The sequence below is a fragment of the Tardiphaga sp. P9-11 genome (genome assembly GCF_008329525.1).
GTDB lineage: Bacteria > Pseudomonadota > Alphaproteobacteria > Rhizobiales > Xanthobacteraceae > Tardiphaga.
Genome location: NZ_NPKQ01000002.1, coordinates 179697 through 202178, shown reverse-complemented (window position 1 = coordinate 202178; position 22482 = coordinate 179697). Strand labels below are relative to the sequence as shown.

Annotated in this window: 24 protein-coding genes and 2 tRNA genes; 18 read left to right on the top strand and 8 right to left on the bottom strand. The window is 61.2% G+C overall.

What is annotated here, in order from left to right; genetic code table 11:
- Window positions 1-370 precede the first annotated feature (370 nt).
- The 5 genes from clpX to CIW50_RS07235 all read left to right on the top strand — a co-directional run bounded on the left by clpX (window position 371) and on the right by CIW50_RS07235 (window position 5341).
- Entirely contained in the window at window positions 371-1645 is a 1275-nt protein-coding gene (gene clpX, locus CIW50_RS07255; RefSeq protein WP_149530612.1) for an ATP-dependent Clp protease ATP-binding subunit ClpX, read from the top strand.
- Between the two features lie 307 nt (window positions 1646-1952).
- Complete coding sequence (gene lon, locus CIW50_RS07250; protein ID WP_149530611.1) at window positions 1953-4379, top strand: endopeptidase La; 2427 nt, start codon at window positions 1953-1955, stop codon at window positions 4377-4379.
- 127 nt (window positions 4380-4506) lie between these two features.
- Window positions 4507-4761, top strand: a complete 255-nt coding sequence (locus tag CIW50_RS07245) for a hypothetical protein (protein ID WP_149530610.1) — start codon at window positions 4507-4509, stop codon at window positions 4759-4761.
- A gap of 21 nt (window positions 4762-4782) precedes the next feature.
- Window positions 4783-5199: a GFA family protein gene (locus CIW50_RS07240; protein WP_149530609.1), complete on the top strand. Its 417-nt coding sequence runs from the start codon at window positions 4783-4785 to the stop codon at window positions 5197-5199.
- A gap of 65 nt (window positions 5200-5264) precedes the next feature.
- Window positions 5265-5341, top strand: a tRNA-Val gene (locus tag CIW50_RS07235).
- 32 nt (window positions 5342-5373) lie between these two features.
- Here the strand turns inward: CIW50_RS07235 and CIW50_RS07230 are convergent.
- From CIW50_RS07230 to CIW50_RS07200, 7 genes are all read right to left on the bottom strand, one after another.
- Entirely contained in the window at window positions 5374-5559 is a 186-nt protein-coding gene (locus CIW50_RS07230; RefSeq protein WP_089264572.1) for a hypothetical protein, read from the bottom strand.
- On the bottom strand, window positions 5559-6173 hold the full coding sequence (locus CIW50_RS07225) for an acyl-homoserine-lactone synthase (protein WP_172980253.1): 615 nt from the start codon (window positions 6171-6173) through the stop codon (window positions 5559-5561). Before CIW50_RS07225 ends, CIW50_RS07230 begins: the two co-directional genes overlap by 1 nt.
- 82 nt (window positions 6174-6255) lie before the next feature.
- Complete coding sequence (locus CIW50_RS07220; RefSeq protein WP_149530607.1) at window positions 6256-6990, bottom strand: helix-turn-helix transcriptional regulator; 735 nt, start codon at window positions 6988-6990, stop codon at window positions 6256-6258.
- A gap of 230 nt (window positions 6991-7220) precedes the next feature.
- Window positions 7221-8903 (bottom strand): saccharopine dehydrogenase family protein, encoded by a 1683-nt coding sequence (locus tag CIW50_RS07215; protein WP_149530606.1) that lies wholly within the window; start codon window positions 8901-8903, stop codon window positions 7221-7223.
- Window positions 8890-10143, bottom strand: coding sequence for an FAD-dependent oxidoreductase (locus CIW50_RS07210; RefSeq protein WP_149530605.1), 1254 nt, complete (start codon window positions 10141-10143; stop codon window positions 8890-8892). Before CIW50_RS07210 ends, CIW50_RS07215 begins: the two co-directional genes overlap by 14 nt.
- Before the next feature lie 53 nt (window positions 10144-10196).
- Window positions 10197-11456: a peptidase T gene (gene pepT / locus CIW50_RS07205; RefSeq protein WP_149530604.1), complete on the bottom strand. Its 1260-nt coding sequence runs from the start codon at window positions 11454-11456 to the stop codon at window positions 10197-10199.
- Between the two features lie 96 nt (window positions 11457-11552).
- Window positions 11553-11873: an HU family DNA-binding protein gene (locus CIW50_RS07200; protein ID WP_149530603.1), complete on the bottom strand. Its 321-nt coding sequence runs from the start codon at window positions 11871-11873 to the stop codon at window positions 11553-11555.
- Between the two features lie 255 nt (window positions 11874-12128).
- Between CIW50_RS07200 and CIW50_RS07195 the strand changes: the two genes are divergently transcribed.
- Window positions 12129-12205, top strand: a tRNA-Asp gene (locus tag CIW50_RS07195).
- Between the two features lie 109 nt (window positions 12206-12314).
- On the opposite strand, the gene CIW50_RS29480 is transcribed toward CIW50_RS07195, so the two are convergent.
- Window positions 12315-12575, bottom strand: a complete 261-nt coding sequence (locus tag CIW50_RS29480) for a DUF3072 domain-containing protein (protein WP_246664188.1) — start codon at window positions 12573-12575, stop codon at window positions 12315-12317.
- 73 nt (window positions 12576-12648) lie between these two features.
- On the opposite strand from CIW50_RS29480, the gene CIW50_RS07185 reads away from it, so the two are divergent.
- The 12 genes from CIW50_RS07185 (at window position 12649) to nuoH (ending at window position 22479) form a co-directional block, all read left to right on the top strand.
- The gene (locus CIW50_RS07185; RefSeq protein WP_172980252.1) at window positions 12649-12840 is read left to right on the top strand and encodes a hypothetical protein; all 192 of its coding nucleotides are present in this window, start codon (window positions 12649-12651) and stop codon (window positions 12838-12840) included.
- The gene (locus CIW50_RS07180; protein WP_149530601.1) at window positions 12828-13037 is read left to right on the top strand and encodes a hypothetical protein; all 210 of its coding nucleotides are present in this window, start codon (window positions 12828-12830) and stop codon (window positions 13035-13037) included. Before CIW50_RS07185 ends, CIW50_RS07180 begins: the two co-directional genes overlap by 13 nt.
- Before the next feature lie 231 nt (window positions 13038-13268).
- Window positions 13269-13634, top strand: coding sequence for an NADH-quinone oxidoreductase subunit A (locus tag CIW50_RS07175; RefSeq protein WP_092142237.1), 366 nt, complete (start codon window positions 13269-13271; stop codon window positions 13632-13634).
- A complete protein-coding gene (locus tag CIW50_RS07170; RefSeq protein ID WP_089264564.1) occupies window positions 13625-14212 on the top strand; it encodes a NuoB/complex I 20 kDa subunit family protein in 588 nt (195 codons plus the stop codon). Before CIW50_RS07175 ends, CIW50_RS07170 begins: the two co-directional genes overlap by 10 nt.
- A 41-nt stretch (window positions 14213-14253) precedes the next feature.
- Window positions 14254-14868 carry an NADH-quinone oxidoreductase subunit C gene (locus tag CIW50_RS07165; RefSeq protein ID WP_149530600.1) on the top strand — a complete coding sequence of 205 codons (615 nt, stop codon included), beginning with the start codon at window positions 14254-14256 and terminating at the stop codon, window positions 14866-14868.
- Window positions 14865-16058, top strand: coding sequence for an NADH-quinone oxidoreductase subunit D (locus tag CIW50_RS07160; protein ID WP_149530599.1), 1194 nt, complete (start codon window positions 14865-14867; stop codon window positions 16056-16058). Before CIW50_RS07165 ends, CIW50_RS07160 begins: the two co-directional genes overlap by 4 nt.
- Window positions 16055-17020, top strand: coding sequence for an FkbM family methyltransferase (locus tag CIW50_RS07155; protein WP_246664187.1), 966 nt, complete (start codon window positions 16055-16057; stop codon window positions 17018-17020). Before CIW50_RS07160 ends, CIW50_RS07155 begins: the two co-directional genes overlap by 4 nt.
- A 10-nt stretch (window positions 17021-17030) precedes the next feature.
- A complete protein-coding gene (nuoE, locus tag CIW50_RS07150) occupies window positions 17031-17819 on the top strand; it encodes an NADH-quinone oxidoreductase subunit NuoE (protein WP_149530598.1) in 789 nt (262 codons plus the stop codon).
- A complete protein-coding gene (locus CIW50_RS07145; protein ID WP_149530597.1) occupies window positions 17816-18031 on the top strand; it encodes a hypothetical protein in 216 nt (71 codons plus the stop codon). The genes nuoE and CIW50_RS07145 overlap by 4 nt, the downstream gene beginning before the upstream one ends.
- A gap of 11 nt (window positions 18032-18042) precedes the next feature.
- Complete coding sequence (nuoF, locus tag CIW50_RS07140) at window positions 18043-19368, top strand: NADH-quinone oxidoreductase subunit NuoF (protein ID WP_068730888.1); 1326 nt, start codon at window positions 18043-18045, stop codon at window positions 19366-19368.
- A gap of 11 nt (window positions 19369-19379) precedes the next feature.
- Window positions 19380-21449, top strand: coding sequence for an NADH-quinone oxidoreductase subunit NuoG (nuoG, locus tag CIW50_RS07135; protein WP_149531541.1), 2070 nt, complete (start codon window positions 19380-19382; stop codon window positions 21447-21449).
- A 4-nt stretch (window positions 21450-21453) separates the two neighbouring features.
- Window positions 21454-22479: an NADH-quinone oxidoreductase subunit NuoH gene (nuoH, locus tag CIW50_RS07130; protein ID WP_089264558.1), complete on the top strand. Its 1026-nt coding sequence runs from the start codon at window positions 21454-21456 to the stop codon at window positions 22477-22479.
- Window positions 22480-22482: the final 3 nt, after the last annotated feature.

Below are 22482 nucleotides of genomic sequence, written 5' to 3'. Positions count from 1 at the left end.
TCGATCAAGTTATTCCCGAATTGGTACTATGTGCCGACGCCAGCAGACGCGAGAGTTCCGCTTTCGTGCTGGTCGGGTGGTGTCATTCACGCAACGTTCCCCAATTTTCGGGGTTCTCCCGCGCAAATGCCGCAAATCACGCTATTGTCACGCTCCAGGCGATGGAGCCGATTAGCGAATTCTTGATCATCGGCTGTCAGCATGGTTCGCTGATGCGGATCGGTTAGTATCGCGGGGATTCGAGTGAGCCGTGATTCGAGCGGCATTCTGGAACGAGGTCTTTTTTGGTACGGATTTTGCTCTATCTACGGGATACGTCCCGTAACTGGGCGACCGACAGACAAAGATCGAACGGCGGACGGAGATAGGAATGAGTAAGGTCGGTACCAGCGACTCCAAGAACACGCTGTATTGTTCGTTCTGCGGCAAGAGCCAGCACGAAGTTCGCAAACTGATCGCGGGTCCTACCGTCTTCATCTGCGACGAATGCGTTGAACTCTGCATGGACATCATCCGCGAGGAGAACAAGTCCTCGCTGGTCAAGTCGCGTGACGGCATTCCGACGCCGAAGGAAATCTGCAAGGTGCTCGATGACTACGTCATCGGTCAGTTCCATGCGAAGAAGGTTCTCTCGGTCGCGGTGCATAACCACTACAAGCGCCTCAACCACCAGACCAAGCACAACGACGTTGAGCTTGCGAAGTCGAACATCCTGCTGATCGGTCCGACCGGTTCGGGCAAGACGCTGCTCGCGCAGACGCTCGCCCGTATTCTGGACGTGCCGTTCACGATGGCCGATGCAACGACGCTGACCGAAGCCGGTTACGTCGGTGAGGACGTCGAGAACATCATCCTCAAGCTGCTGCAGGCTGCCGACTACAATGTCGAGCGTGCCCAGCGCGGCATCGTCTATATCGACGAAATCGACAAGATCTCGCGCAAGTCGGACAATCCGTCGATCACCCGTGACGTGTCGGGTGAGGGCGTGCAGCAGGCTCTGCTGAAGATCATGGAAGGCACCGTTGCCTCCGTGCCTCCGCAGGGCGGCCGCAAGCATCCGCAGCAGGAATTCCTGCAGGTGGATACGACGAACATCCTGTTCATCTGCGGCGGTGCGTTCTCGGGCCTCGAGAAGATCATCTCGTCGCGCGGGCGGACCACCTCGATCGGCTTCGCAGCGCAGGTTCTGGCACCCGAAGATCGCCGCACCGGTGAGATCTTCCGCCATGTCGAACCGGAAGATCTGCTGAAGTATGGTCTGATCCCCGAATTCGTCGGCCGTCTGCCAGTGGTCGCGACACTCGAGGATCTCGACGAGACCTCGCTGAAGAAGATCCTGGTCGAGCCGAAGAACGCGCTGGTCAAGCAGTACCAGCGTCTGTTCGAGATGGAGAACATCGAGCTGACCTTCGCCGACGAGGCGTTGGGTGCGGTGGCCCGCCGGGCTATCGAACGCAAGACCGGTGCACGTGGTCTGCGGTCGATCCTGGAGAGCATCCTGCTCGAAACCATGTTCGATCTGCCTGGTCTGGAAGGTGTCGAGGAAGTCGTCATCTCTAAGGAGGTTGTGGATGGGACGGCTCGCCCGCTCTACATCTACGCCGACCGTTCGGACCGGACTGCCGAGAGCAGCGCAAGCGCCTGATCCACGCGGCTTTCGGGCCCATCGACTTAAGTTCAATAGGCGGCTGCCGGTGATCGGCAGTCGCCTATTTTCTTGCTGCGACGCTCTGTAAACCGCCCTTGTTCATGGGTATTTCCGCGACTTGACACCCCCCGGGCCCATAGCCACCTAATGCTCTCGGCGAACACAAAATCTCCCTCAAGATTCGCCATAACGATCCGGACACGTAGAGCCTGAGACGGCCGAGCAAAGACGGAAAATCGGCACCTTGTGCGGTTGCGCCATCGGGCGGACTGCTTGCAAGGGGGCACAGCAAAAGGAATGGGCCATGACTGCCTCTAAACCCCGGCCAACCATTGTTCACGGCGAAAGCCACTCCTATCCGGTATTGCCACTGCGCGATATCGTCGTCTTCCCGCACATGATCGTGCCTCTCTTCGTCGGCCGCGAGAAATCGATCCGCGCGCTCGAAGAGGTGATGAAGAACGATGCTCTCATCATGCTCGCCACGCAGAAGAACGCGTCGGACGATGATCCAGCCCCGGACTCGATTTACGAGATCGGTACGCTCGCCAGCGTGCTGCAGCTTTTGAAGCTTCCCGACGGTACCGTGAAGGTGCTGGTGGAAGGCCTCGAGCGCGCCAAGGTCGAGAAGTATTCCGATCGCACCGAATATTATGAAGCGACGGCAGTCGCGCTGGCCGATACCGATGCGAAGAGCGTCGAGGCGGAAGCACTGTCGCGTTCGGTGGTCTCGGACTTCGAGAGCTATGTTAAGCTCAACAAGAAGATCTCCGCCGAAGTCGTCGGCGTCGTGCAGGCGATCACTGATTTCGCCAAGCTCGGCGATACTGTCGCGTCTCATCTCGCCGTCAAGATCGCGGATCGCCAGGGCATTCTGGAAACGCTGTCAGTCACCGCACGCCTGGAGAAGGTGCTCGGCCTGATGGAGAGCGAGATCTCGGTGCTGCAGGTCGAGAAGCGCATCCGCTCGCGCGTCAAGCGCCAGATGGAGAAGACGCAGCGTGAGTACTATCTCAACGAACAGATGAAGGCGATCCAGAAGGAGCTCGGCGACGACGAAGGTCGCGACGAACTGGCCGATATTGAAGAGAAGATCGCCAAGACCAAGCTGTCGAAGGAGGCCCGCGAGAAGGCGCAGCATGAGCTGAAGAAGCTGCGCCAGATGTCGCCGATGTCTGCGGAAGCGACCGTCGTGCGCAACTATCTCGATTGGCTGCTGTCGATTCCGTGGGGCAAGAAGTCCAAGGTCAAGAAGGACCTCGCCGCGGCGCAGGCCGTGCTGGACGACGATCACTACGGGCTCGAGAAGGTCAAGGACCGCATCGTCGAGTATCTCGCTGTACAGACGCGGGCCAACAAGCTGAGCGGGCCGATCCTGTGCCTCGTCGGACCTCCCGGCGTCGGCAAGACCTCGCTCGGCAAGTCGATCGCCAAGGCGACCGGACGTGAGTTCGTGCGCGTGTCGCTCGGCGGCGTGCGTGACGAAGCGGAGATCCGCGGACATCGCCGGACCTATATCGGTTCGATGCCCGGCAAGGTCATCCAGTCGATGCGCAAGGCCAAGACGACGAATCCGCTCTTCCTGCTGGACGAGATCGACAAGATGGGCGCCGATTTCCGCGGCGATCCGTCGTCGGCTCTGCTTGAGGTCCTCGACCCCGAGCAGAACGGCACCTTTGCCGATCACTATCTGGAGGTGGACTACGATCTGTCGAACGTGATGTTCATCACTACGGCGAACACCCTGAATATTCCGGGCCCGCTGATGGATCGTATGGAGATCATCCGGATCGCCGGCTACACGGAGAACGAGAAGGTTGAGATCGCCCGCAAGCATCTCATCCCGATCGCGCTCTCGAAGCATGGCCTGGACGCCAAGGAATGGTCGATCGACGACGACGCGTTGCTCTTGATGATCCGCCGCTATACCCGCGAAGCGGGCGTGCGTAATCTGGAGCGCGAGCTCTCCACACTGGCCCGCAAGGCCGTGAAGGAGCTGATGCTCTCGAAGAAGAAGGTGGTGAAGGTCACCGAGAAGAATCTCGAGGAATTCCTCGGCGTGGCGAAGTATCGCTACGGCGAGATCGAGAGCGACGATCAGGTCGGTGTCGTCACCGGTCTGGCATGGACGGATGTCGGTGGTGAGTTGCTCACCATTGAAGGCGTCATGATGCCCGGCAAGGGCCGCATGACCGTCACCGGCAACCTGCGTGACGTGATGAAGGAATCGATCTCGGCGGCGGCGTCTTACGTCCGCTCGCGCGCGATCAACTTCGGGATCGAACCGCCGTTGTTTGAGCGGCGCGACATCCACGTCCACGTGCCTGAGGGTGCAACGCCGAAGGATGGACCGTCCGCAGGCGTGGCGATGGCGACGACGATCGTGTCGGTGCTCACGGGCATTCCGATCCGTCACGATGTCGCCATGACCGGCGAGATCACGCTGCGCGGCAGGATCCTGCCGATCGGTGGTCTGAAGGAGAAGTTGTTGGCAGCGGCCCGCGGCGGCATCAAGACGGTGCTGATCCCCGAGGACAATGCCAAGGACCTCACCGAGATTTCCGACGCCATCAAGGGCGGCTTGAACATCATCCCGGTCGCCCGGATGGACGAGGTGATCGCCAACGCCCTGGTGCGGGCGCCCAAGGCGATCGTCTGGGAAGAGGACACCAAGCTGCCGGTGAAGGCCGACGGCGCAGAAGAGGCCGGCAGCGGCCTCACGGCGCACTGAGGCCCACATCCTCGACAACAATCAGCGGCGCCCTTCGGGGCGCCGTTTTTGTTTGCGGGCCATCTCACTGCTTGGGCCGCTTTCGACGTTCGCCGGCCGATGCTAGAATGATCGCAGAGGCTCCCTGATGAAGACATTGATCCTCACAGCTGTGATGTCGCTCGTCGCTGCAGATGCCGTGATGAGTGAACCGCTGGACAAGCGCTTCGGACCGGACCGCGAGCGCGGCTATCGGTCATCGCGGGAATTCGACGGCAATCGTTCGGAATTCAGGAACAGGGATCGCGCGAATTTTCTCGGGACCCCGAAGCCGGACAACGATCGGCCCGTCGCGCCACGGCAGGATCTTCAGGCGTCGCCAGTGATCGGCTTGCAGCGTTGAAGAGCGAGGAGGGGCAGCGCGATGCAGATCGACGGCCAATGCCACTGCGGCTTCATCAGCTATCGCGCGACAATCGATCCGCAAAGGGTGTCGATCTGCCATTGCACGGATTGCCAGACCATGACTGGCTCGGCCTACCGTGTCACGGTGCTGACGCCGGCCGATACGATCGAGATGACGGGCGGTGCACCGAAGGTCTATGTCAAGCGCGGCGACAACGGTCTCAACCGGCTGCAGCACTTTTGCGGGAACTGCGGCTCGCCGATATTCGCCAGTGGCGAGGAGGCTGAGGATAACGAGTGGGGTATTCGCTGGGGCAGTATCCGCCAGCGCGCCGAGCTGCCGCCACGACGTCAGATCTGGTGCCGGTCAGCCGCACCCTGGATTCATGATCTTGCGGAACTGCCCGCGCGGCTGAAGGGATCGAACGATCCGTAGGGGCGAGATGATCCACGCAGAACGCCTTGCCGCGGCGAAGTCCCGGCGTTAAAGAGAGGCCGTGAGGGCGGCTAGCTCAGCTGGTTAGAGCATCTCGTTTACACCGAGAGGGTCGGGAGTTCGAATCTCTCGCCGCCTACCACCTCCCTAAATCCATGCCCTCAGGTGTTCCGCCTATCGCGCCGCCAGCACCTTGGCTAGTTGAACGCCTTCGTTCAACAGCGCCATGCGCAGCAGATCATAGGTCGTCTCGGACCCGCATGCGTTTGCCAGCCGCAGGGCTTGCAGCATCGTGACGATCAGCTCGTCGCTGTCCTTGCCGCCCTGAATGACCTGGAACTGATTGGGGGACATCGGCATCAGGCGATCCGCCGGGATGTCGGAGGCAACGCAAAAACGCTGTCTTCGATGGCAACACTCTTGCTGACGCGGGCGAAACACTTTTCACTGACATGAAACAGCACGGCGATGGTGGCCTCGCCGTCGATCATGGCTGGCAATCCCAGCGGCTCGATCTCCAGTCCGAAGCTCTGAAGAATCGGGATGCGCAAGGGATTGATGACCGAGGTGAAGCCGGACAGGCCTTCCATCAGGCCATACTCCTGGATCGCCAGCAGCAGTTCGAAATAGTGCCGGCTGCGGCGTTCGGATTTGCGCATGGCAAAGCGCGTCAGCTCCAGTACATCGCGGCGCTGGATCAGCGCGCCGTCGACCAGCTGCGCAAAATGCTCGCTGAGCATGTGGGGCAATACGGTTGGATAGAGCCGGAAGCCGCCTGCGACAGTGCCTGCGTCGTCGGCTGCGACCAGATAGACGGCAGCATCATCGTCATACTGGTCCTTCTCGTGGATGCCATCGACATCGAAGGCAGTCCAGCCGCGCTCTCCGACGAAGACCTCGTGCCGTAACCGAAATTGCCTGTCCATGAGATCGCCGAACTGCCCAGCATTACCGCTGTGAATGACCTCGATCATAAAAAGCTCCCCACGCTCGTCTGCGTGGAGGGTTCTCATGATGAGTTTGGTCGCGATATTCCGTGGGCAGGGGATTGACAATTCAGAAAGCGATCAGTCCTTGTGTGATCGCTTCGGCCACGGCCTGCGCGCGCGTATGCGCATTCAACTTGTGCATGGCAGCGGTGACAGTCTTGTTCACCGTATCCTCGGAGATACCGAGAATGACGCTCGTATCCCAGGCGGTCTTTCCGGCAGCGACCCAGCTAACGACCTCGCGCTCCCGCAAGGTGAGGGCGATCGACTTCGCACGCTGATGAGAGCGAAGCGTTGCAAAGCGGTTGAACGCATACATGGTGACGAGCTCGATGGCGCCGTGCGCGTCCTCGGTGTCCTCGACTTCGTAGCCTGCCAGTGACAAGCCGGCCTGATAGCCGTTCATGCCGTGCACGGGTGCGCAGAGGCCGAACTTCAATCCGTAATCGACGGACGCGATCTCCATGATGGTCCGTGATATCGGGCTGACCTCATCGAGCCGGATGTCAGACCAGGTGAACAGCTCGGGTTGCCGGCGGATCCGCGGCGCAACGGGATCGGAGGCATAGAAATTGGACGCGCTATATTGTTCGGCCCATGGCTTGGGCCATACTTTCAGCAACACGCGATCTTCGAACGGTTGGTTGACGCCGGTCGAGGCCAGAAAGCAGATGTGGTTGTAGCCGAACGATTTGGCCGTAACGGCCACGATATCGCCAACCGCAGACATGGAGGCGGCATTGGCAATGCTTTCGATGGCCGACAGAGCAGTTTGAAAATGCTTGCCTTTGAATGACCCCATGACGTGCCTGCTTATCAGCTGAAATGGAGCTACGGAACAGGAATTAATTCTTGAGACGATTTGTAATGTGATAATCTATAATATGTATCGGCGGAGGATATCGTCGCCGTCCCCGCGCGCAATCCGCCATTCGTTTGACGACACAACTATACACAGTTCGCCATTCTCAAACAGCGTTGGCGCTCTACACCGCGAGGCGGTTTCTGAATACCGCCGTCGAATGGCCCCTACTAACCCCGGTCTGGCGCCAGCGGCACCAGATATCCTCTGTATCTGACGATTGGGCCGATTAACGGCATTGCGATGTCCACGTCGAATTGGAAACGGCCATTGTTATCCACGGTTTCGCGAGCGATTGAGCGCGGACACAGGAATGACGGCAGGGGTATCCCGAACAGCCGAGCGCCGATCGGACTCAATGTCAGGCTTACATCCGTCGCTCGCCATTTCAGCCTGATGGCGACTGGTCCGAATACCTCGTCCAGACATTGTGTGGATGGGTCGGCGTTACGCAGATTCGAGCGCATGGTCACATCCGGATAGATCCGGGTCCAGGTTTCGGATCCGTCGTTCTCGCCGCGCATTTCTACGCGCAGTGGCATGTTCGCGCCGCCGCGTGGAAACCGAAATACACGTGAAAATATGGCGGTGATGATCCCATCAGGACTGGTTGCGTCGGCACGGCCTTCGAGCACGAGAACGCCACTCACGTCGTGGCCATTGCGGATGACGGCAGGCAAAGTGTCATAGTCGGCGCCGAGCAGTCGTTTCATCAAAGGCGGTGGCGTCGCCGTCCCGCATTGCTTTGCCGTGATGCCGTGATGGGTAAACTGAGCAGCAATGACGTCGTACGGAATGATACCGGCGCATGCCGCAGCGCCGCGCCACGATAGACTGTTATCAGCGAGCATCTTCAGCGCCGCGAGCGCCGGCAGTGTCGGGATGTAAGGGCCGGCGCCTGCGTTTGCCGATAGTGTCCAGACCCGATGTACAAGATCGCCTTTGTCGTTAACGAGGCGTGCATCGATCCGCATGCCGCCGCGGTCGGAGCCGAAGGGCTTTAGAAGATCGGCGATGGTGCGCAGCGGTCGTGCCAATGGGGTGAGCGTCTTGACGAGGCCGAGACGGACGAACAGTCCGAGCGCGGCAACGCCATAGTGCAATAGGCTGAGTTCAAGTCCGGCGCGAAAGATCGCGTCAACCGTGGGGTGGTAGCGGGCAACGAGCAGATCGAGATCTGGCGTTTCGCACAATGCGACAGGACGTTTGCCGATGCCCGGCAATGTCACCGTCTTGCCGAGGCTCCAGCCGGCATGCTCGCTCCAGCGGCCGCCACGAAACACGCGGACCGGTTGGCCGACCGTGGAGAGGATGGCCTGGACCACGCTCAATCCGCGCGGCGCCCGGTTACCGGGCGCAATGCTCACGTCGATAGACATGATCGTACGGGCATCGGCGACAAGCCAGTCGAGGACCGCGTGCGACAGCGCCGGCGTCGAACTCGCGCCGGACAGGACGGCGATATCTGCCGAACGGGCAGCCTGATCGAGATCGCTGATATGGCCTACGAAATCGCGGGCATCGGCGAGGTCGACATAGTGAAGGTGGGCACCGATGGCCGCGCGCGGCAGTCGGTCGTCGCTGGCCTGGAACGGACCTGATGCATCTGCGACGGCATAGAGGCCGGGATGGCGGCTGCGGAGGATATTCAGGAACGGTGTGTCGATGCGGCTGCGCTCGCAGGTCTCGATTGATATTTGTGTGCCGAGCTGTCGAGCGAGTTTTTCCAACCGCGCCGTGTTGCGCGCGACCGCGATCACGGCGATGCCGGATCGGATGAGGCCCGCCGCAAGCCGCTCGCCGAAAGCGCCAGTGGCTCCGACCAGCAACACGCTGCGTTCACATGGCTGCATTGGCAGCCTGGTCGAAGCCGACAGTGGAATCGCCAGCCAGATCACTGGGTAAGCGGTGCGATAGAATGCCGGTCTTGAGACCCGCAAGTGTGTGCAGCATGTGTTGGCGTAGATAAGGTAACTTCGCGGCGCGATCAAAGGTGAGGTCACGCACCAAAGCCAGCATGCCGGAATCCGACTGAAAGAACGGTGTCATCATTCGGCTTGCCAGCTGATAGAAGCGGACATGTGCGCGTCGAACCTGTGCGTAACGCGCGAGTGCCGATGGAACATCGGTGCAAGACGCAAGCGCATCGGTCAGCGCCAATGCGTCGAGCAATCCGTTGTTGGCGCCCTGGCCGAGTTGCGGCGAAGTCGCGTGCGCTGAATCGCCAATCAGGGCCAGCGCGCCCTTGAATGGCTTTCGTGCGGTGTAATGCACGTAAGTCGCCAGCGTGAGGTCATCTGGACTGGTTAAGCCAGCGATAATCGGCGCAAGCGCAGGCCACAATTTTACGATCTGTTCGCGCCATGGTTCGAAACCATCGCGCCATTGCGGATAATCTCCGGGTTTTAGGCTCCAGAATAGCGCCGCCAGCGGCGGGCCTCCGGGCAAGGCACGGCCGACCGGCAGATAGCCGATCATGATCCGTGCAGCGACGTAACGCTGCGCCAATTGGCCGTCGGCGATGCCGATATCGGGGACTGCAGCCCATACAGCGCCATAGCTGAAATCCTGCGCGGCCGCTTGCGACACCAGCGGGCGGAAACGCGACCGGGCCCCTGACGCGTCGATGACAAGATCGAAGCCCGGTCCGTTGCGGCCATCTTCGTCCCGCAGCGACGAGCGCCCGTCGGCGTGCGCCTCGATGTCAACAATAGGGCTGCCGGTTTCCAGCGCCGCGCCCGATCGCGCGAAGGCGGCCCACAATTCACTGTGCAGCGCGGCACGGTGAATGCCGATGGCGTAGAATTCCGGCGCAAGGTCGGCATAGAGTAGGTCGAAGATCGTGCCACCGCGTTCGGTGATGCCGTGCAGGCGCCCGATGCGCGCGCCCAGCGCCTCGATCGAACTGCGAAGTCCGAGCCGGTCCAGAGCCGCCAGACCAGTCGGCTGTAGCATCAGGCCCGAACCGAGCGGTCGCGATGTCTCGAACCGCTCATAAACGACCACGCGATGACCGGCACGCGTCAGCAGCGTCGCGGCTGCAAGTCCCGCGACGCCCGCACCGATGATCGCAACGTCGAGCGGAGCGCGCATGGTTTAGCGCACGAACAGTGACGACGAACTGGCGGGACAGAGACGCGCCGTCATCATGCTTTTTCTTCCCAGATCATCGCCAGATGCACGATGGTTTGCACGGCTTTTTCCATGTCCTGGACGCTGACCCATTCGGTGCGGCCATGGAAGGCGTGTTCGCCGGCGAAGATGTTGGGGCAGGGCAGTCCCATGAAAGACAGCCGTGAGCCGTCGGTGCCGCCGCGGATGCTGCTGCGGACGGGTTTGAGCCCGGCGCGCTGAATCGCTTCCACAGCGTATTCGACCATGTGCGGGTAGCGGTCGATCACCTGCTTCATGTTGCGATATTGCTGCTTGATCTCGAGCGTCGCCGTCGAATGCGGATAGGCCGTCATCACGTCATCGACGATGGATTGCAGCAGCGCTTCCTTCTCCGCGAGGCCGTCATCCGTGAAATCGCGCACGATCAGACTGAGCGTCGCTTTTTCAAGCGCGCCCGAAATGCCGATCGGATGCAGGAAGCCTTGCTTGCCGTCGGTGGTCTCCGGCGAACAGGTGTCTTTCGGCAATCGCTCGACGATTGCGGCGGCGATCTTGATGGCGTGCTCCATCTTGCCCTTGGCAAAGCCGGGATGCGCACTGACGCCTTCGATGGTGATGACGGCACCGTCGGCCGAGAACGTCTCGTCCTCGATATGGCCGGCGGTCTCGCCATCCATGGTGTAGGCGAAGTCGGCGCCCAGCTGTGTCAGGTCGACCTTGTCGACGCCGCGGCCGATCTCTTCATCGGGCGTGAACAGGATCTTGATGGTGCCGTGCCCGATCTGTGGATTGGCAACCAGGAAACGTGCCGCGTCCATGATCTCGGCAAGGCCGGCCTTGTTGTCGGCGCCCAGCAGAGTGGTGCCGTCGGTGGTGATGATGTCATGGCCGATCTGGTCCTTCAGCGCTGGATTGTCGGCGACGCGGATGACCTGCGTTGAGTCCACCGGCAGCACGATATCGCCGCCCCGATAGTTCCTAACGATCTGCGGTTTGACGTCCTTGCCGCTGCAGTCAGGCGAGGTGTCCATATGCGAGCAGAAGCAGATCACCGGCACTTTCTTGTCCGATGTCGCAGGGATCGTCGCATAGACATAGCCATGCTCGTCGAGATGCGCGTCCCTGAGCCCCAGGTCCCGCAGCTCCTGCGCAAGCACGCGGCCGAGATCCTTCTGCTTTTCGGTCGATGGGCAGGTGGGCGAGGCGGGGTCGGACTGGGTGTCGATCACCACATAGCGCAGGAAGCGCGCTGTCACGTCATGGGCGAAATCGAAGGGAGTAGTTGCTGTCAAAGGGCACCATCTGATTGCAGAAGTCCTGACAGCTTAGAAGTTTCATTCCGGGCCGTCACGAGGACGCGGCCCGGAATGAGAAGTTCAAGCGGTCGATCAGACGGCTTCCTTGAGTTCCTTGGCAGGCCGGAACGCGACCTTCTTGCTGGCCGCGATCTCGATCTGCTCGCCGGTCGCCGGGTTGCGACCCATGCGAGCGGCACGCTTGCGGACCTGAAGGATGCCAAGGCCGACGATGCGGATACGCTCGCCATTCTTGAGGTGGTTGGTGATGCGCTCCACCATGTCACCGAGGATTTCTTCGGCCTTCTTCTTCGACAGCTCGTGATCTTCAGCCAGGGCCGCGGCGAGATGCTTCAGCGTGACGGTGGGAGGAGTGGCCGCTTTCGCGGCGGTGGTGGTTGCAGCTTTTGCCATGAATCTGGCCCTTCTCGTTGGTGGTCTGTCTTAAACCTGTGACGCAGCAGGGCTTAAACGATTCGGAGCGATGCCGCCCCGCTGTTTTGCCTGCAAACAGGGGCTTATTTGCATTTCCGGCCTTAAAACGGCCTTCTCGCAAAGCCTGCAGCGACGCCCTTTTGTGATGTCCCCGGGAATGGTTCTGCAACGTCCTTGACTTCAAAAGGACGTCCCTTTATGTCCAGCCCCACTGCGGGATTGCACACGATCCACGCGGGAGTAGCTCAGTTGGTTAGAGCGCTGCCCTGTCACGGCAGAGGTCGCGGGTTCGAGTCCCGTCTCTCGCGCCATTCCATCAGGAATGGCGGGATTAACGTCCATCCGCGGTCATCCCCGCAAGTTTCCCCAAAAGAACTATAGAGTTGCAGACGTCTCGCGCGGTATTCGACATGCCTCCGCTCAGAACGAATCCGCCAACGCGATTTCCTGCTTCAGCGCCTCGATTCGCCGCGCGGCTTCAGCGCGCGTCAGGTCCTTTTCGAATTGTTTGGGCTGATAGGCCTCGATCGCCAGCGATTTCAGCGTCAGCGCCTGGCCGCGGGACATTGGGCCGGAGAGGCGATCCGGCAGGCTCTCATACGACGATACCGATGCGGTAATCGCGGGGACGACGATCTCGCTGCGGGTGTTCAAAGCCGGGGTCATCAAAGCAAGGGTCATGGGAACCTCCAAAATCCGATCTGGGTCGAAACAATGGCTTGTCAATTTGTTCTCTTTTTGTTCTATATCGCAAATGACCAAGCTCGCCAACCTGAATTTCAGAATCGCCCGGCTGCGCTACCTGATGAAGAGGGTGCAGTCGGATATCCGGCTGCTGACCAATGCCGGGCTGGACTGTGCCCGTGCCGCCATGCGCCTGCGGCGGATGCAAGCCGATCTGCTGGGGCTCATTGCGGAGCGTGAGGCGCTGGCATGTCCGGCGTGAGCGAGCCGCCGCAGCTCAGGATCATCACATTGCGGGCGCAGATCGCGGAGCTCGGCGCGGCGATCCATCTGTTGCGACAGGCGGGCATGGACAACGCCGCCGCGGAGTTGCTGCTGGTGCGGAAACGCGCCGAGTTGGAGGGCCTGATGCTGCCGGGACGGAGCGTCAGGTCCGCCCCGCCGACGGGCGATGTTTGACGGTCCCGACCGTTGAGAAGTCATGCCGGGTTTTTGAGAATCTGCGGAAGGTTCGTCGCAGTCGGCGATGCATCGGCAAGGTTGCGTTTCAATCGTCGCGCCGCGCATGGCAGGGCATAAAACTGTCAACATCCCTTGTCTTGCATGGCTTGTTGCGCTGCGCTAAGCCTCAGAACCATTCCAATGTTCGAATCTGTGGCAAAGTCAGGGCCGCAGGAGTAAGGCTCGCCGATGAACGGCATCTTGCAGAATTATCTCCCACTTGTGGTCTTTATCGGCATCGCTTCCGTCATCGGTCTGGCCTTGCTGATCGCGCCATTTCTCGTCGCCTACCAGCAGCCGGATCCGGAAAAGCTGTCCGCCTATGAATGCGGATTCAACGCTTTTGACGACGCGCGCATGAAATTCGATGTGCGGTTCTATCTGGTGGCGATTCTCTTCATCATCTTCGATCTGGAAGTCGCCTTTCTGTTTCCGTGGGCAGTGGCCTTCGGCAAGCTTGGCGCAACCGGCTTCTGGTCGATGATCGTGTTTCTCGGCGTGCTCACCATCGGTTTCGCCTACGAATGGAAGAAAGGCGCGCTCGAATGGGATTGAGCCCAGTCATAGCCTCGGCTCCCGCGATCGCGCAGGCGCCGAAAGGCATCATCGATCCGTCCACCGGCAAGCCGGTCGGCGCGAACGATCCGTATTTTCTCGAGGTCAATGCCGAGCTGTCCGACAAGGGCTTCTTCGTCGCCGCGACCGACGACCTGATCACCTGGGCGCGCACCGGCTCGCTGATGTGGATGACCTTCGGTCTCGCATGTTGCGCGGTCGAGATGATGCAGGTCTCGATGCCGCGTTACGACGTCGAGCGCTTCGGCTTCGCGCCGCGCGCGTCGCCGCGTCAGTCCGACGTGATGATCGTCGCAGGCACGCTGACCAACAAGATGGCTCCGGCGCTGCGCAAGGTCTATGACCAGATGCCCGAGCCGCGCTACGTCATCTCGATGGGCTCCTGCGCCAATGGTGGCGGCTACTATCACTACTCGTATTCGGTAGTTCGGGGCTGCGACCGTATCGTGCCGATCGACATCTATGTGCCGGGTTGCCCGCCCACTGCAGAAGCGCTGCTCTACGGCGTGTTGCTCCTGCAGAAGAAGATCCGCCGCACCGGCACGATCGAACGATAAGACTAAGAACGCTAAGACTCGCGAACGCTTAAGGCTTTGTCATGGACGATGTGAGGCTCGACACACTGGGTCAGATGATTGTCGGTGCCCTTCCGGGTGCCGCGCTCGCGCATGAGGTGGCGTTCGGCCAGCTGACGATTGCGGTGGAAACATCGAAGATCGTCGAAGTCGTGCAATTCCTGCGCGATGACCCGCGTTGCCGCTTCGTCAATTTCACTGATGCGACGGCGGTCGACTATCCCGGCCGCGAGAAGCGCTTCGACGTCGTCTATCATCTGATGTCGCCGACGCTGAACACTCGCATCCGTCTGAAAGGTCTGGCATCCGAGACGACGCAGGTGCCGTCGATCATTTCGGTGTTTCCCGGCGCCGACTGGTTCGAGCGCGAAGCCTATGACCTCTATGGCGTGATCTTTGTCGGTCATCCCGACATGCGCCGTCTGCTGACCGATTACGGTTTCGACGGCCATCCACTGCGCAAGGATTTCCCGCTCACCGGTTTCGTCGAGGTTCGCTACGACGACCAGGAGAAGCGGGTGGTGTACGAGCCGGTCCGGCTCAACCAGGAATTCCGCAAATTCGATTTCCTCTCGCCCTGGGAAGGCGCGGATTATCCCGTGCTGCCGGGTGACGAGAAGGCAGAGGTCAAGCCATGACCGAACAACCCAACGTTCGCAATTTCACGATCAACTTCGGACCGCAGCATCCGGCCGCGCACGGCGTGCTCCGCCTTGTGCTGGAGCTCGACGGTGAAGTCGTCGAGCGCGTCGACCCGCATATCGGCCTGCTTCACCGCGGCACCGAGAAGCTGATCGAACAGAAGACCTATCTGCAGGCGATCCCGTATTTCGACCGGCTCGATTACGTCGCGCCGATGAATCAGGAACACGCGTTCTGTCTCGCTGCTGAAAAGCTGCTCGGCATTACCGTGCCGCGCCGCGGCCAGTTGATCCGCGTGCTGTATTCCGAGATTGGTCGGATCCTGTCGCATCTTCTCAACATCACCACGCAGGCGATGGACGTCGGCGCGCTGACCCCGCCGCTGTGGGGGTTCGAAGAGCGCGAGAAGCTGATGGTGTTCTATGAGCGCGCCTCGGGCTCGCGTATGCATGCCGCGTTCTTCCGCGTCGGTGGTGTGCATCAGGATCTGCCGCCAAAGCTGATCAACGATATCGACGCCTGGTGCGATGCGTTCCCGCAGGTGCTCGACGATCTCGAGACGCTGCTGACGGGCAATCGCATCTTCAAGCAGCGCAATGTCGATATCGGCGTGGTCTCGCTCGAAGACGCCTGGAAGTGGGGCTTCTCCGGCGTGATGGTGCGCGGTTCCGGCGCCGCATGGGACCTGCGCAAGTCGCAGCCCTATGAATGCTACGCCGAAATGGAATTCGACGTTCCCATCGGCAAGAACGGCGACTGCTATGACCGCTACTGCATTCGCGTCGAGGAGATGCGGCAGTCGACGAAGATCATGAAGCAGTGCATCGCCAAGATGCGCGCGGCGGACGGGCAGGGCGCTGTCGCCGTCGAGGACAACAAGATTTTCCCGCCGCGTCGCGGCGAGATGAAGCGCTCGATGGAAGCGCTGATCCATCACTTCAAGCTCTACACCGAAGGTTTTCGCGTGCCGGAAGGCGAAGTCTACGCCGCCGTTGAAGCACCGAAGGGCGAGTTTGGCGTCTATCTCGTCTCCGACGGCAGCAACAAGCCCTACAAGTGCAAGATCCGCGCGCCGGGCTTTGCGCATCTGCAGGCCATGGACTTCATGTGCCGCGGCCATCTGCTCGCCGACGTCTCCGCCATTCTCGGTTCGCTCGATATCGTGTTCGGAGAGGTCGATAGGTGACGCTGACGCCTCCCATCCAGTTTGACCGCGCGTCGGGCGTTCTCCAGGGGGTAAATCTCTGGGAGCGCGCGATGGCCTGTGCGCTGGTGGTGGGCTCGAAGATCTCGTCGTCGTTCTCGCATCGTGGCTACAACATGTGCGCCAACCTGCTGCGCAAAACGCTGCCAGTGCGCGACATCGTCGTGAAGATGAATGACGATGCATTGTTCGCGTTCCCGTATGGCGATGGCTACTGGAGCAAGTTGCTCAACCGTACCTTCTCCTACGAAGATGAGCTTGAACTGCTGTTCCGGAACTCGATCGATGTCGATTACACGCTGCTCGATTGCGGCGCGAATTACGGATACTGGTCGGTGCTGGTCTCGAGCGCGCCGTTCGGCTCGCATAAGGCGATTGCGATCGAGCCGTCGTTCGACAATTTCGCCAAGCTCGCCAACAACGCCAGGATCAATGGCGACCGCTTCGAAGTCATCAAATGCGCGATCGGCTCGCAGCGTGGCACGGCGCATCTGTCGGGCACCAAGCACGAAGCTTTTAGCATCGCGGGCGATCCAAATGCCGGCGGCGAGGAAGTGCCGGTAATCTCGCTCGACAACCTGCTCGAAGACGGCAAGGTGTCGATGGCGGGAAAATACCTGATCAAGCTCGATGTCGAAGGCGTCGAGATCGAAGCCATCAAGGGTGGCGCGCGATTGCTGCAAGGCGACTCGGTCATCATGTGCGAAGAGCACGGCAATGACCCCCAGCACACCGTTTCGCGTTATATCCTGGATCATACGCCGCTCAAGCTGATCGTGCATGATCCCGCCACCAACCGTTTCGAAACCGTGACCGAACTGTCGATTCTGGATCGCATCAAGGTGTCCACACACGTTGGCTACAATGTGTTCGGCACATCGAGTGCGTTCTGGCTCGATCGTTTCAACAGCCTGAATGCGAGCGCGGCGCGCCGCACTCATTGAGAGACTAGACATGTCCGTCCGCCGTTTGGCTCCGAAAGAAGTTCAGCCCGCTTCGTTTGAATTCACGCCTGAGAATCTGGCGTGGGCGAAAGAGCAGATCACGCATTATCCACCCGGCCGTCAGGCATCGGCGGTGATCGCGATCCTGTGGCGCGCACAGGAGCAGCAGGCCGGCTGGGTCTCGGAAGCGGCGATCCGCGTCGTCGCCGACATGCTGGAAATGCCCTATATCCGCGTGCTCGAAGTCGCGACCTTCTACACCCAGTTCCAGCTGCAGCCGGTCGGCAAGAAAGCGCATATCCAGGTCTGCGGTACCACGCCTTGCATGCTACGCGGCGCCGGCGATCTGATCGACGTCTGCCAGCATCGCATCCATCACGACCCGTTCCATCTGTCTGCAGATGGTGACTTCTCGTGGGAAGAGGTCGAGTGCCTCGGCGCCTGCGTCAACGCCCCGATGGCGATGATCTGGAGCGACACCTACGAAGATCTCACCAAAGAGAGCATGAACAAGCTGATCGACGGTTTCGCCGCCGGCACGCCGCCGAAGCCGGGTTCGCAGATCGGCCGTCAGTTCGCTGCGCCCGAAGGCGGCGCGCGCGTGATGAAGAATAGTGGCGCCGCCAGTTACACCAAGGTTCTGGATATGCCGAAGGAGCCCGCGCTCGCCGATGCCGAGCCGAAGAAGCAGACCGAGGCTGCCAATGTGCAGGAGCGTCCGGCGCCGAAGCCGCCGGCTGCCGACGCGACCAAGACCAATCCGCCGAAGGGCGGCGCTCCGAAGGAGCCGAAGAAGTGACGCGCGCGCTGTCGATGAAATTTGCAACGCTGTCGGGGGACGCGGCAATGAACAAGTGGCTCTACATCGCGCTGCATACGATGGTCGCGGCTGCGTTCATTTTCTCGCTGCAGCGGTTCTTTTTGAACGCCACGCTTGAATCCAGTCTGTTGTGGGCCGTTGTGTTCGGCGGTTGCGCCGCGATGCTCGCCTACAAGCAAACCAATCGCTGATCGAGGAAGCCATGCTCGACGACAACGACCGCATCTTCCGCAATCTCTACGGCCTCGACGACTGGGGCCTCGCCGGCGCACGCCGCCGCGGCGGCTGGGATGGCACCAAGGCCATCATCGACAAGGGCCGCGACTGGATCGTCAACGAGATGAAGGCGTCGGGCCTGCGTGGCCGCGGCGGTGCAGGTTTCCCGACCGGCATGAAGTGGTCCTTCATGCCGAAGGACAATGCTGATGGCCGTCCGAGCTATCTCGTCGTCAATGCCGACGAGTCCGAGCCCGGTACGTGTAAAGACCGCGAGATCATGCGGCACGATCCGCATACGCTGGTCGAAGGCTGCCTGATCGCCGGCTGCGCTATGGGCGCCCATGTCGGTTACATCTATGTCCGCGGCGAATTCATCCGCGAGCGCGAACATCTGCAGGCGGCGATCGATCAGGCTTATGAGGCCAATCTGATAGGCAAGAACAACATTCACGGCTTCCCGTTCGATCTCTATGTCGCGCATGGCGCCGGCGCCTATATCTGCGGCGAAGAGACGGCACTGCTTGAAAGCCTTGAAGGCAAGAAGGGCCAGCCGCGCTTGAAGCCGCCATTCCCGGCCAATGTCGGTCTCTACGGCTGCCCGACCACGGTGAACAATGTCGAGTCGATCGCAGTCGCGCCGGACATCCTGCGTCGCGGCGCAGCGTGGTTCGCCTCGATCGGTCGTCCGAACAATGTCGGCACCAAGCTTTACGGCATCTCCGGTCACGTCAACACGCCTTGCGTCGTCGAAGACGCGATGAGCATTCCGTTCCGTGAGCTGATCGAGAAGCACGGCGGCGGCATTCGCGGCGGCTGGGACAATCTGCTTGCGATCATCCCGGGCGGCGCATCGTGCCCGCTGATCCCCGCTGCGGATTGCGAAGAACTTATCATGGATTTCGACGGCACCCGCGCGGTGAAGTCGTCGTTCGGCACCGCTGGCGTCATCGTCATGGACAAGTCCACCGACGTGGTCGCGGCGATTGCCCGCATCAGCTACTTCTTCAAGCATGAGAGCTGCGGCCAGTGCACGCCGTGCCGCGAAGGCACCGGCTGGATGTGGCGCGTGCTGAGCCGCATGGTCGAGGGCCGCGCCCACAAGCGCGAGATCGACATGCTGCTCGAAGTCACCAAGCAGGTTGAAGGCCACACCATCTGCGCACTCGGCGATGCCGCTGCGTGGCCGGTGCAGGGCCTGATCCGCGCCTTCCGCCCGGAGATCGAACGCCGCATCGAAGAGTTCAGCCGCAAGGCGACGCTTGACGATCAGGGCATACTCGATCCCGCGCATCTGGTCGCGGCGGAGTAGGGCGCATGGCTATGACGAAACTGATCATCGACGGCAAAGAGATCGAGGTCCCCGCGGAATACACGCTGCTGCAGGCGTGTGAAGCCGCCGGCGCCGAAATCCCGCGTTTCTGCTATCACGAGCGCCTGTCCATCGCCGGCAACTGCCGCATGTGCCTGGTCGAAGTGAAGGGCGGACCAAAGCCGGTGGCGAGCTGCGCCTGGGGCGTGCGCGATTGCCGTCCGGGCCCGAAGGGTGAGCCGCCGGAAATCTCGACGCGGTCGCCGATGGTCAAGAAGGCACGCGAAGGCGTGATGGAATTCCTGCTGATCAACCACCCGCTGGATTGCCCGATCTGCGATCAGGGCGGCGAGTGCGATTTGCAGGATCAGGCGATGGGCTACGGCGTCGACACGTCGCGCTTTGCCGAAAACAAGCGCGCCGTTGAGGACAAGTATCTCGGCGCGCTGGTGAAGACCTCGATGAATCGCTGCATCCAGTGCACGCGCTGCGTTCGCTTCGCCGCGGAAGTTTGCGGCGTGCCGGAAATGGGCGCAACCGGTCGTGGCGAAGACATGGAGATCACCTCCTATCTGGAAACAGCGCTGACCTCTGAATTGCAGGGCAACCTCGTCGACATCTGCCCGGTCGGTGCGCTGACCTCGAAGCCTTATGCTTTCGCGGCGCGTCCGTGGGAGCTCGGCAAGACCCAGTCCATCGATGTCATGGATGCCGTCGGCTCGGCGATCCGCGTCGATACCCGTGGCCGCGAAGTGATGCGCATCCTGCCGCGCGTCAACGAGGCGGTGAACGAGGAATGGATCTCCGACAAGACGCGCCACATCGTCGACGGCCTGCGCACGCAGCGCCTCGATCGTCCGTATATTCGCGACAACGGCAAGCTGCGCGCTGCGACCTGGGCAGAAGCGTTCAGTGCCATCGCTGCGAAGGTCGCTGGCAGCAAGAAGATCGGCGCCATCGCTGGCGATCTCGCTGCCGTCGAGGAAATGTTCGCGCTGAAGCAACTGCTCGCAAGCATGGGTTCGGTCAATCTGGCGACCCAGAGCGCCGGCGCGTTCGATGCGGCCACTGGCCGCGCGTCCTACATTTTCAACCCGACCATCGCCGGCATCGAGCAGGCCGATGCGCTGCTGATCGTGGGCGCCAACCCGCGCAAGGAAGCCGCCGTTCTCAACGCGCGCATCCGCAAGGCGTGGCGGACCGGTGTGCTGAAGATCGGCGTGATCGGCGAGAAGTCCGATCTGACCTATCGCTACGACTATCTTGGTGCAGGCACTGACTCGCTGGCCGAACTCGCCGCCGGCAAGAACGCCTTCGCCGATGTGCTGAAGAACGCCAAGCATCCGATCGTGCTGGTTGGCGCCGGTGTGGCCGCACGTGCCGATGGCGCCGCGGTACTCGCGGCGGCTGCCAAGCTCGCCTCGGACTTCGGCGTCATCAAGGACGGCTGGAACGGTTTTGCGGTGCTGCAGACGGCGGCTTCGACCGTCGGCGCGCTCGATATCGGCTTCGCGCCGACATCGGGCAGCCTGAGCCTCGCGCAGATGACATCGGCCGGTTCGCTCGACGTGCTGTTCTCGCTCGGCGCCGACGACGTGAAAGTCGCTGACGGCACCTTCGTGGTCTATGTCGGCACCCATGGTGACCGCGGCGCGCATCGCGCCGACGTGATCCTGCCGGGTGCGGCCTATACCGAGAAGTCCGGCATCTTCGTCAACACCGAAGGCCGTGTGCAGATGGCGGAACGCGCCGGCTTCCCGCCGGGCGATGCCCGTGAGGACTGGGCGGTGATCCGCGCGCTGTCCGATGTGCTTGGCCACAAGCTGCCTTACGACTCGCTGGCTGCCTTGCGGCAGGCGATCTTCAAGACCGCTCCGCACCTGATGCGCATCGATCAGATCGAGGCCGGCGATGCCGGCGCGATCAAGACCCTTGCGGGCAAGGGCGGCACCGTCGACAAGACACCGTTCAAGCCCTCCGTTGAGGACTTCTACCTGACCAACCCGATCGCGCGTGCGTCAGCCATCATGGCGGAATGCTCCCGCCTGGCCTCCGGCCAGATGCTGACGGCGGCGGAGTAAACCGATGGCTGAATTCTGGACAAGCACCCTGTGGCCGCTGATCATCATGGTCGCGCAGAGCCTCCTTGTGCTCGTGGTGCTCTTGATTGCGATTGCCTACATCCTGCTGGCTGACCGCAAGATCTGGGCGGCGGTGCAGATCCGCCGTGGCCCCAACGTGGTCGGGCCATTCGGCCTGCTGCAATCCTTCGCGGACTTGCTGAAATTCGTGTTGAAGGAGCCCGTGGTTCCTTCCAGCTCCAACAAGGGCGTATTCCTGCTGGCGCCGCTGGTATCCTGCGTGCTCGCGCTGGCGGCCTGGGCGGTGATCCCGATGGATCTCGGCTGGGTGATCTCCGACATCAATGTCGGCGTGCTCTATATCTTCGCGATCTCGTCGTTGTCGGTCTACGGCATCATCATGGCCGGCTGGTCGTCGAACTCGAAATATCCGTTCCTGTCGGCGCTGCGCGCCGCTGCGCAGATGGTGTCCTACGAAGTTTCGATCGGCTTCGTCATCATCACGGTCTTGCTCTGCGTCGGTTCGTTGAACCTGACGGCCATCGTCGCCGCGCAAGACTCGAAGTGGGGCATCCTCGGCTGGTACTGGATCCCGCTGTTCCCGATGTTCGTGATCTTCTACGTCTCGGCGCTGGCTGAAACCAACCGTCCACCCTTCGACCTCGTTGAAGCGGAATCGGAACTGGTCGCCGGCTTCATGACCGAGTATGGCTCGACCCCGTATCTGCTGTTCATGCTCGGTGAATACGTCGCTATCGTCACCATGTGTGCGCTGGCCACGATCCTGTTCCTTGGCGGCTGGCTGTCGCCGATCCCGTTCGCGCCATTCACCTGGGTGCCAGGCATCATCTGGTTCGCCATCAAGGTGATGTTCATGTTCTTCCTGATTGCGATGGCGAAGGCGATCGTGCCGCGCTACCGCTACGACCAGCTGATGCGTCTGGGCTGGAAGGTGTTTCTGCCGCTGTCGTTGGCGTACGTCATCATCGTCGCTGCCGTGCTGCAATTCGGGGGCCTTGCTCCGAAATGAGGT

Bases quoted from the DNA above. Each gene is read 5' to 3' on its own strand.
- clpX (WP_149530612.1), top strand. From the start codon at position 371: ATGAGTAAGGTCGGTACCAGCGACTCCAAGAACACGCTGTATTGTTCG.
- lon (WP_149530611.1), top strand. From the start codon at position 1,953: ATGACTGCCTCTAAACCCCGGCCAACCATTGTTCACGGCGAAAGCCAC.
- CIW50_RS07245 (WP_149530610.1), top strand. From the start codon at position 4,507: ATGAAGACATTGATCCTCACAGCTGTGATGTCGCTCGTCGCTGCAGAT.
- CIW50_RS07240 (WP_149530609.1), top strand. From the start codon at position 4,783: ATGCAGATCGACGGCCAATGCCACTGCGGCTTCATCAGCTATCGCGCG.
- CIW50_RS07230 (WP_089264572.1), bottom strand. From the start codon at position 5,559: ATGCCGATGTCCCCCAATCAGTTCCAGGTCATTCAGGGCGGCAAGGAC.
- CIW50_RS07225 (WP_172980253.1), bottom strand. From the start codon at position 6,173: ATGATCGAGGTCATTCACAGCGGTAATGCTGGGCAGTTCGGCGATCTC.
- CIW50_RS07220 (WP_149530607.1), bottom strand. From the start codon at position 6,990: ATGGGGTCATTCAAAGGCAAGCATTTTCAAACTGCTCTGTCGGCCATC.
- CIW50_RS07215 (WP_149530606.1), bottom strand. From the start codon at position 8,903: ATGCAGCCATGTGAACGCAGCGTGTTGCTGGTCGGAGCCACTGGCGCT.
- CIW50_RS07210 (WP_149530605.1), bottom strand. From the start codon at position 10,143: ATGCGCGCTCCGCTCGACGTTGCGATCATCGGTGCGGGCGTCGCGGGA.
- CIW50_RS07200 (WP_149530603.1), bottom strand. From the start codon at position 11,873: ATGGCAAAAGCTGCAACCACCACCGCCGCGAAAGCGGCCACTCCTCCC.
- CIW50_RS29480 (WP_246664188.1), bottom strand. From the start codon at position 12,575: ATGACCCTTGCTTTGATGACCCCGGCTTTGAACACCCGCAGCGAGATC.
- CIW50_RS07185 (WP_172980252.1), top strand. From the start codon at position 12,649: ATGACCAAGCTCGCCAACCTGAATTTCAGAATCGCCCGGCTGCGCTAC.
- CIW50_RS07180 (WP_149530601.1), top strand. From the start codon at position 12,828: ATGTCCGGCGTGAGCGAGCCGCCGCAGCTCAGGATCATCACATTGCGG.
- CIW50_RS07175 (WP_092142237.1), top strand. From the start codon at position 13,269: ATGAACGGCATCTTGCAGAATTATCTCCCACTTGTGGTCTTTATCGGC.
- CIW50_RS07170 (WP_089264564.1), top strand. From the start codon at position 13,625: ATGGGATTGAGCCCAGTCATAGCCTCGGCTCCCGCGATCGCGCAGGCG.
- CIW50_RS07165 (WP_149530600.1), top strand. From the start codon at position 14,254: ATGGACGATGTGAGGCTCGACACACTGGGTCAGATGATTGTCGGTGCC.
- CIW50_RS07160 (WP_149530599.1), top strand. From the start codon at position 14,865: ATGACCGAACAACCCAACGTTCGCAATTTCACGATCAACTTCGGACCG.
- nuoE (WP_149530598.1), top strand. From the start codon at position 17,031: ATGTCCGTCCGCCGTTTGGCTCCGAAAGAAGTTCAGCCCGCTTCGTTT.
- nuoF (WP_068730888.1), top strand. From the start codon at position 18,043: ATGCTCGACGACAACGACCGCATCTTCCGCAATCTCTACGGCCTCGAC.
- nuoG (WP_149531541.1), top strand. From the start codon at position 19,380: ATGACGAAACTGATCATCGACGGCAAAGAGATCGAGGTCCCCGCGGAA.
- nuoH (WP_089264558.1), top strand. From the start codon at position 21,454: ATGGCTGAATTCTGGACAAGCACCCTGTGGCCGCTGATCATCATGGTC.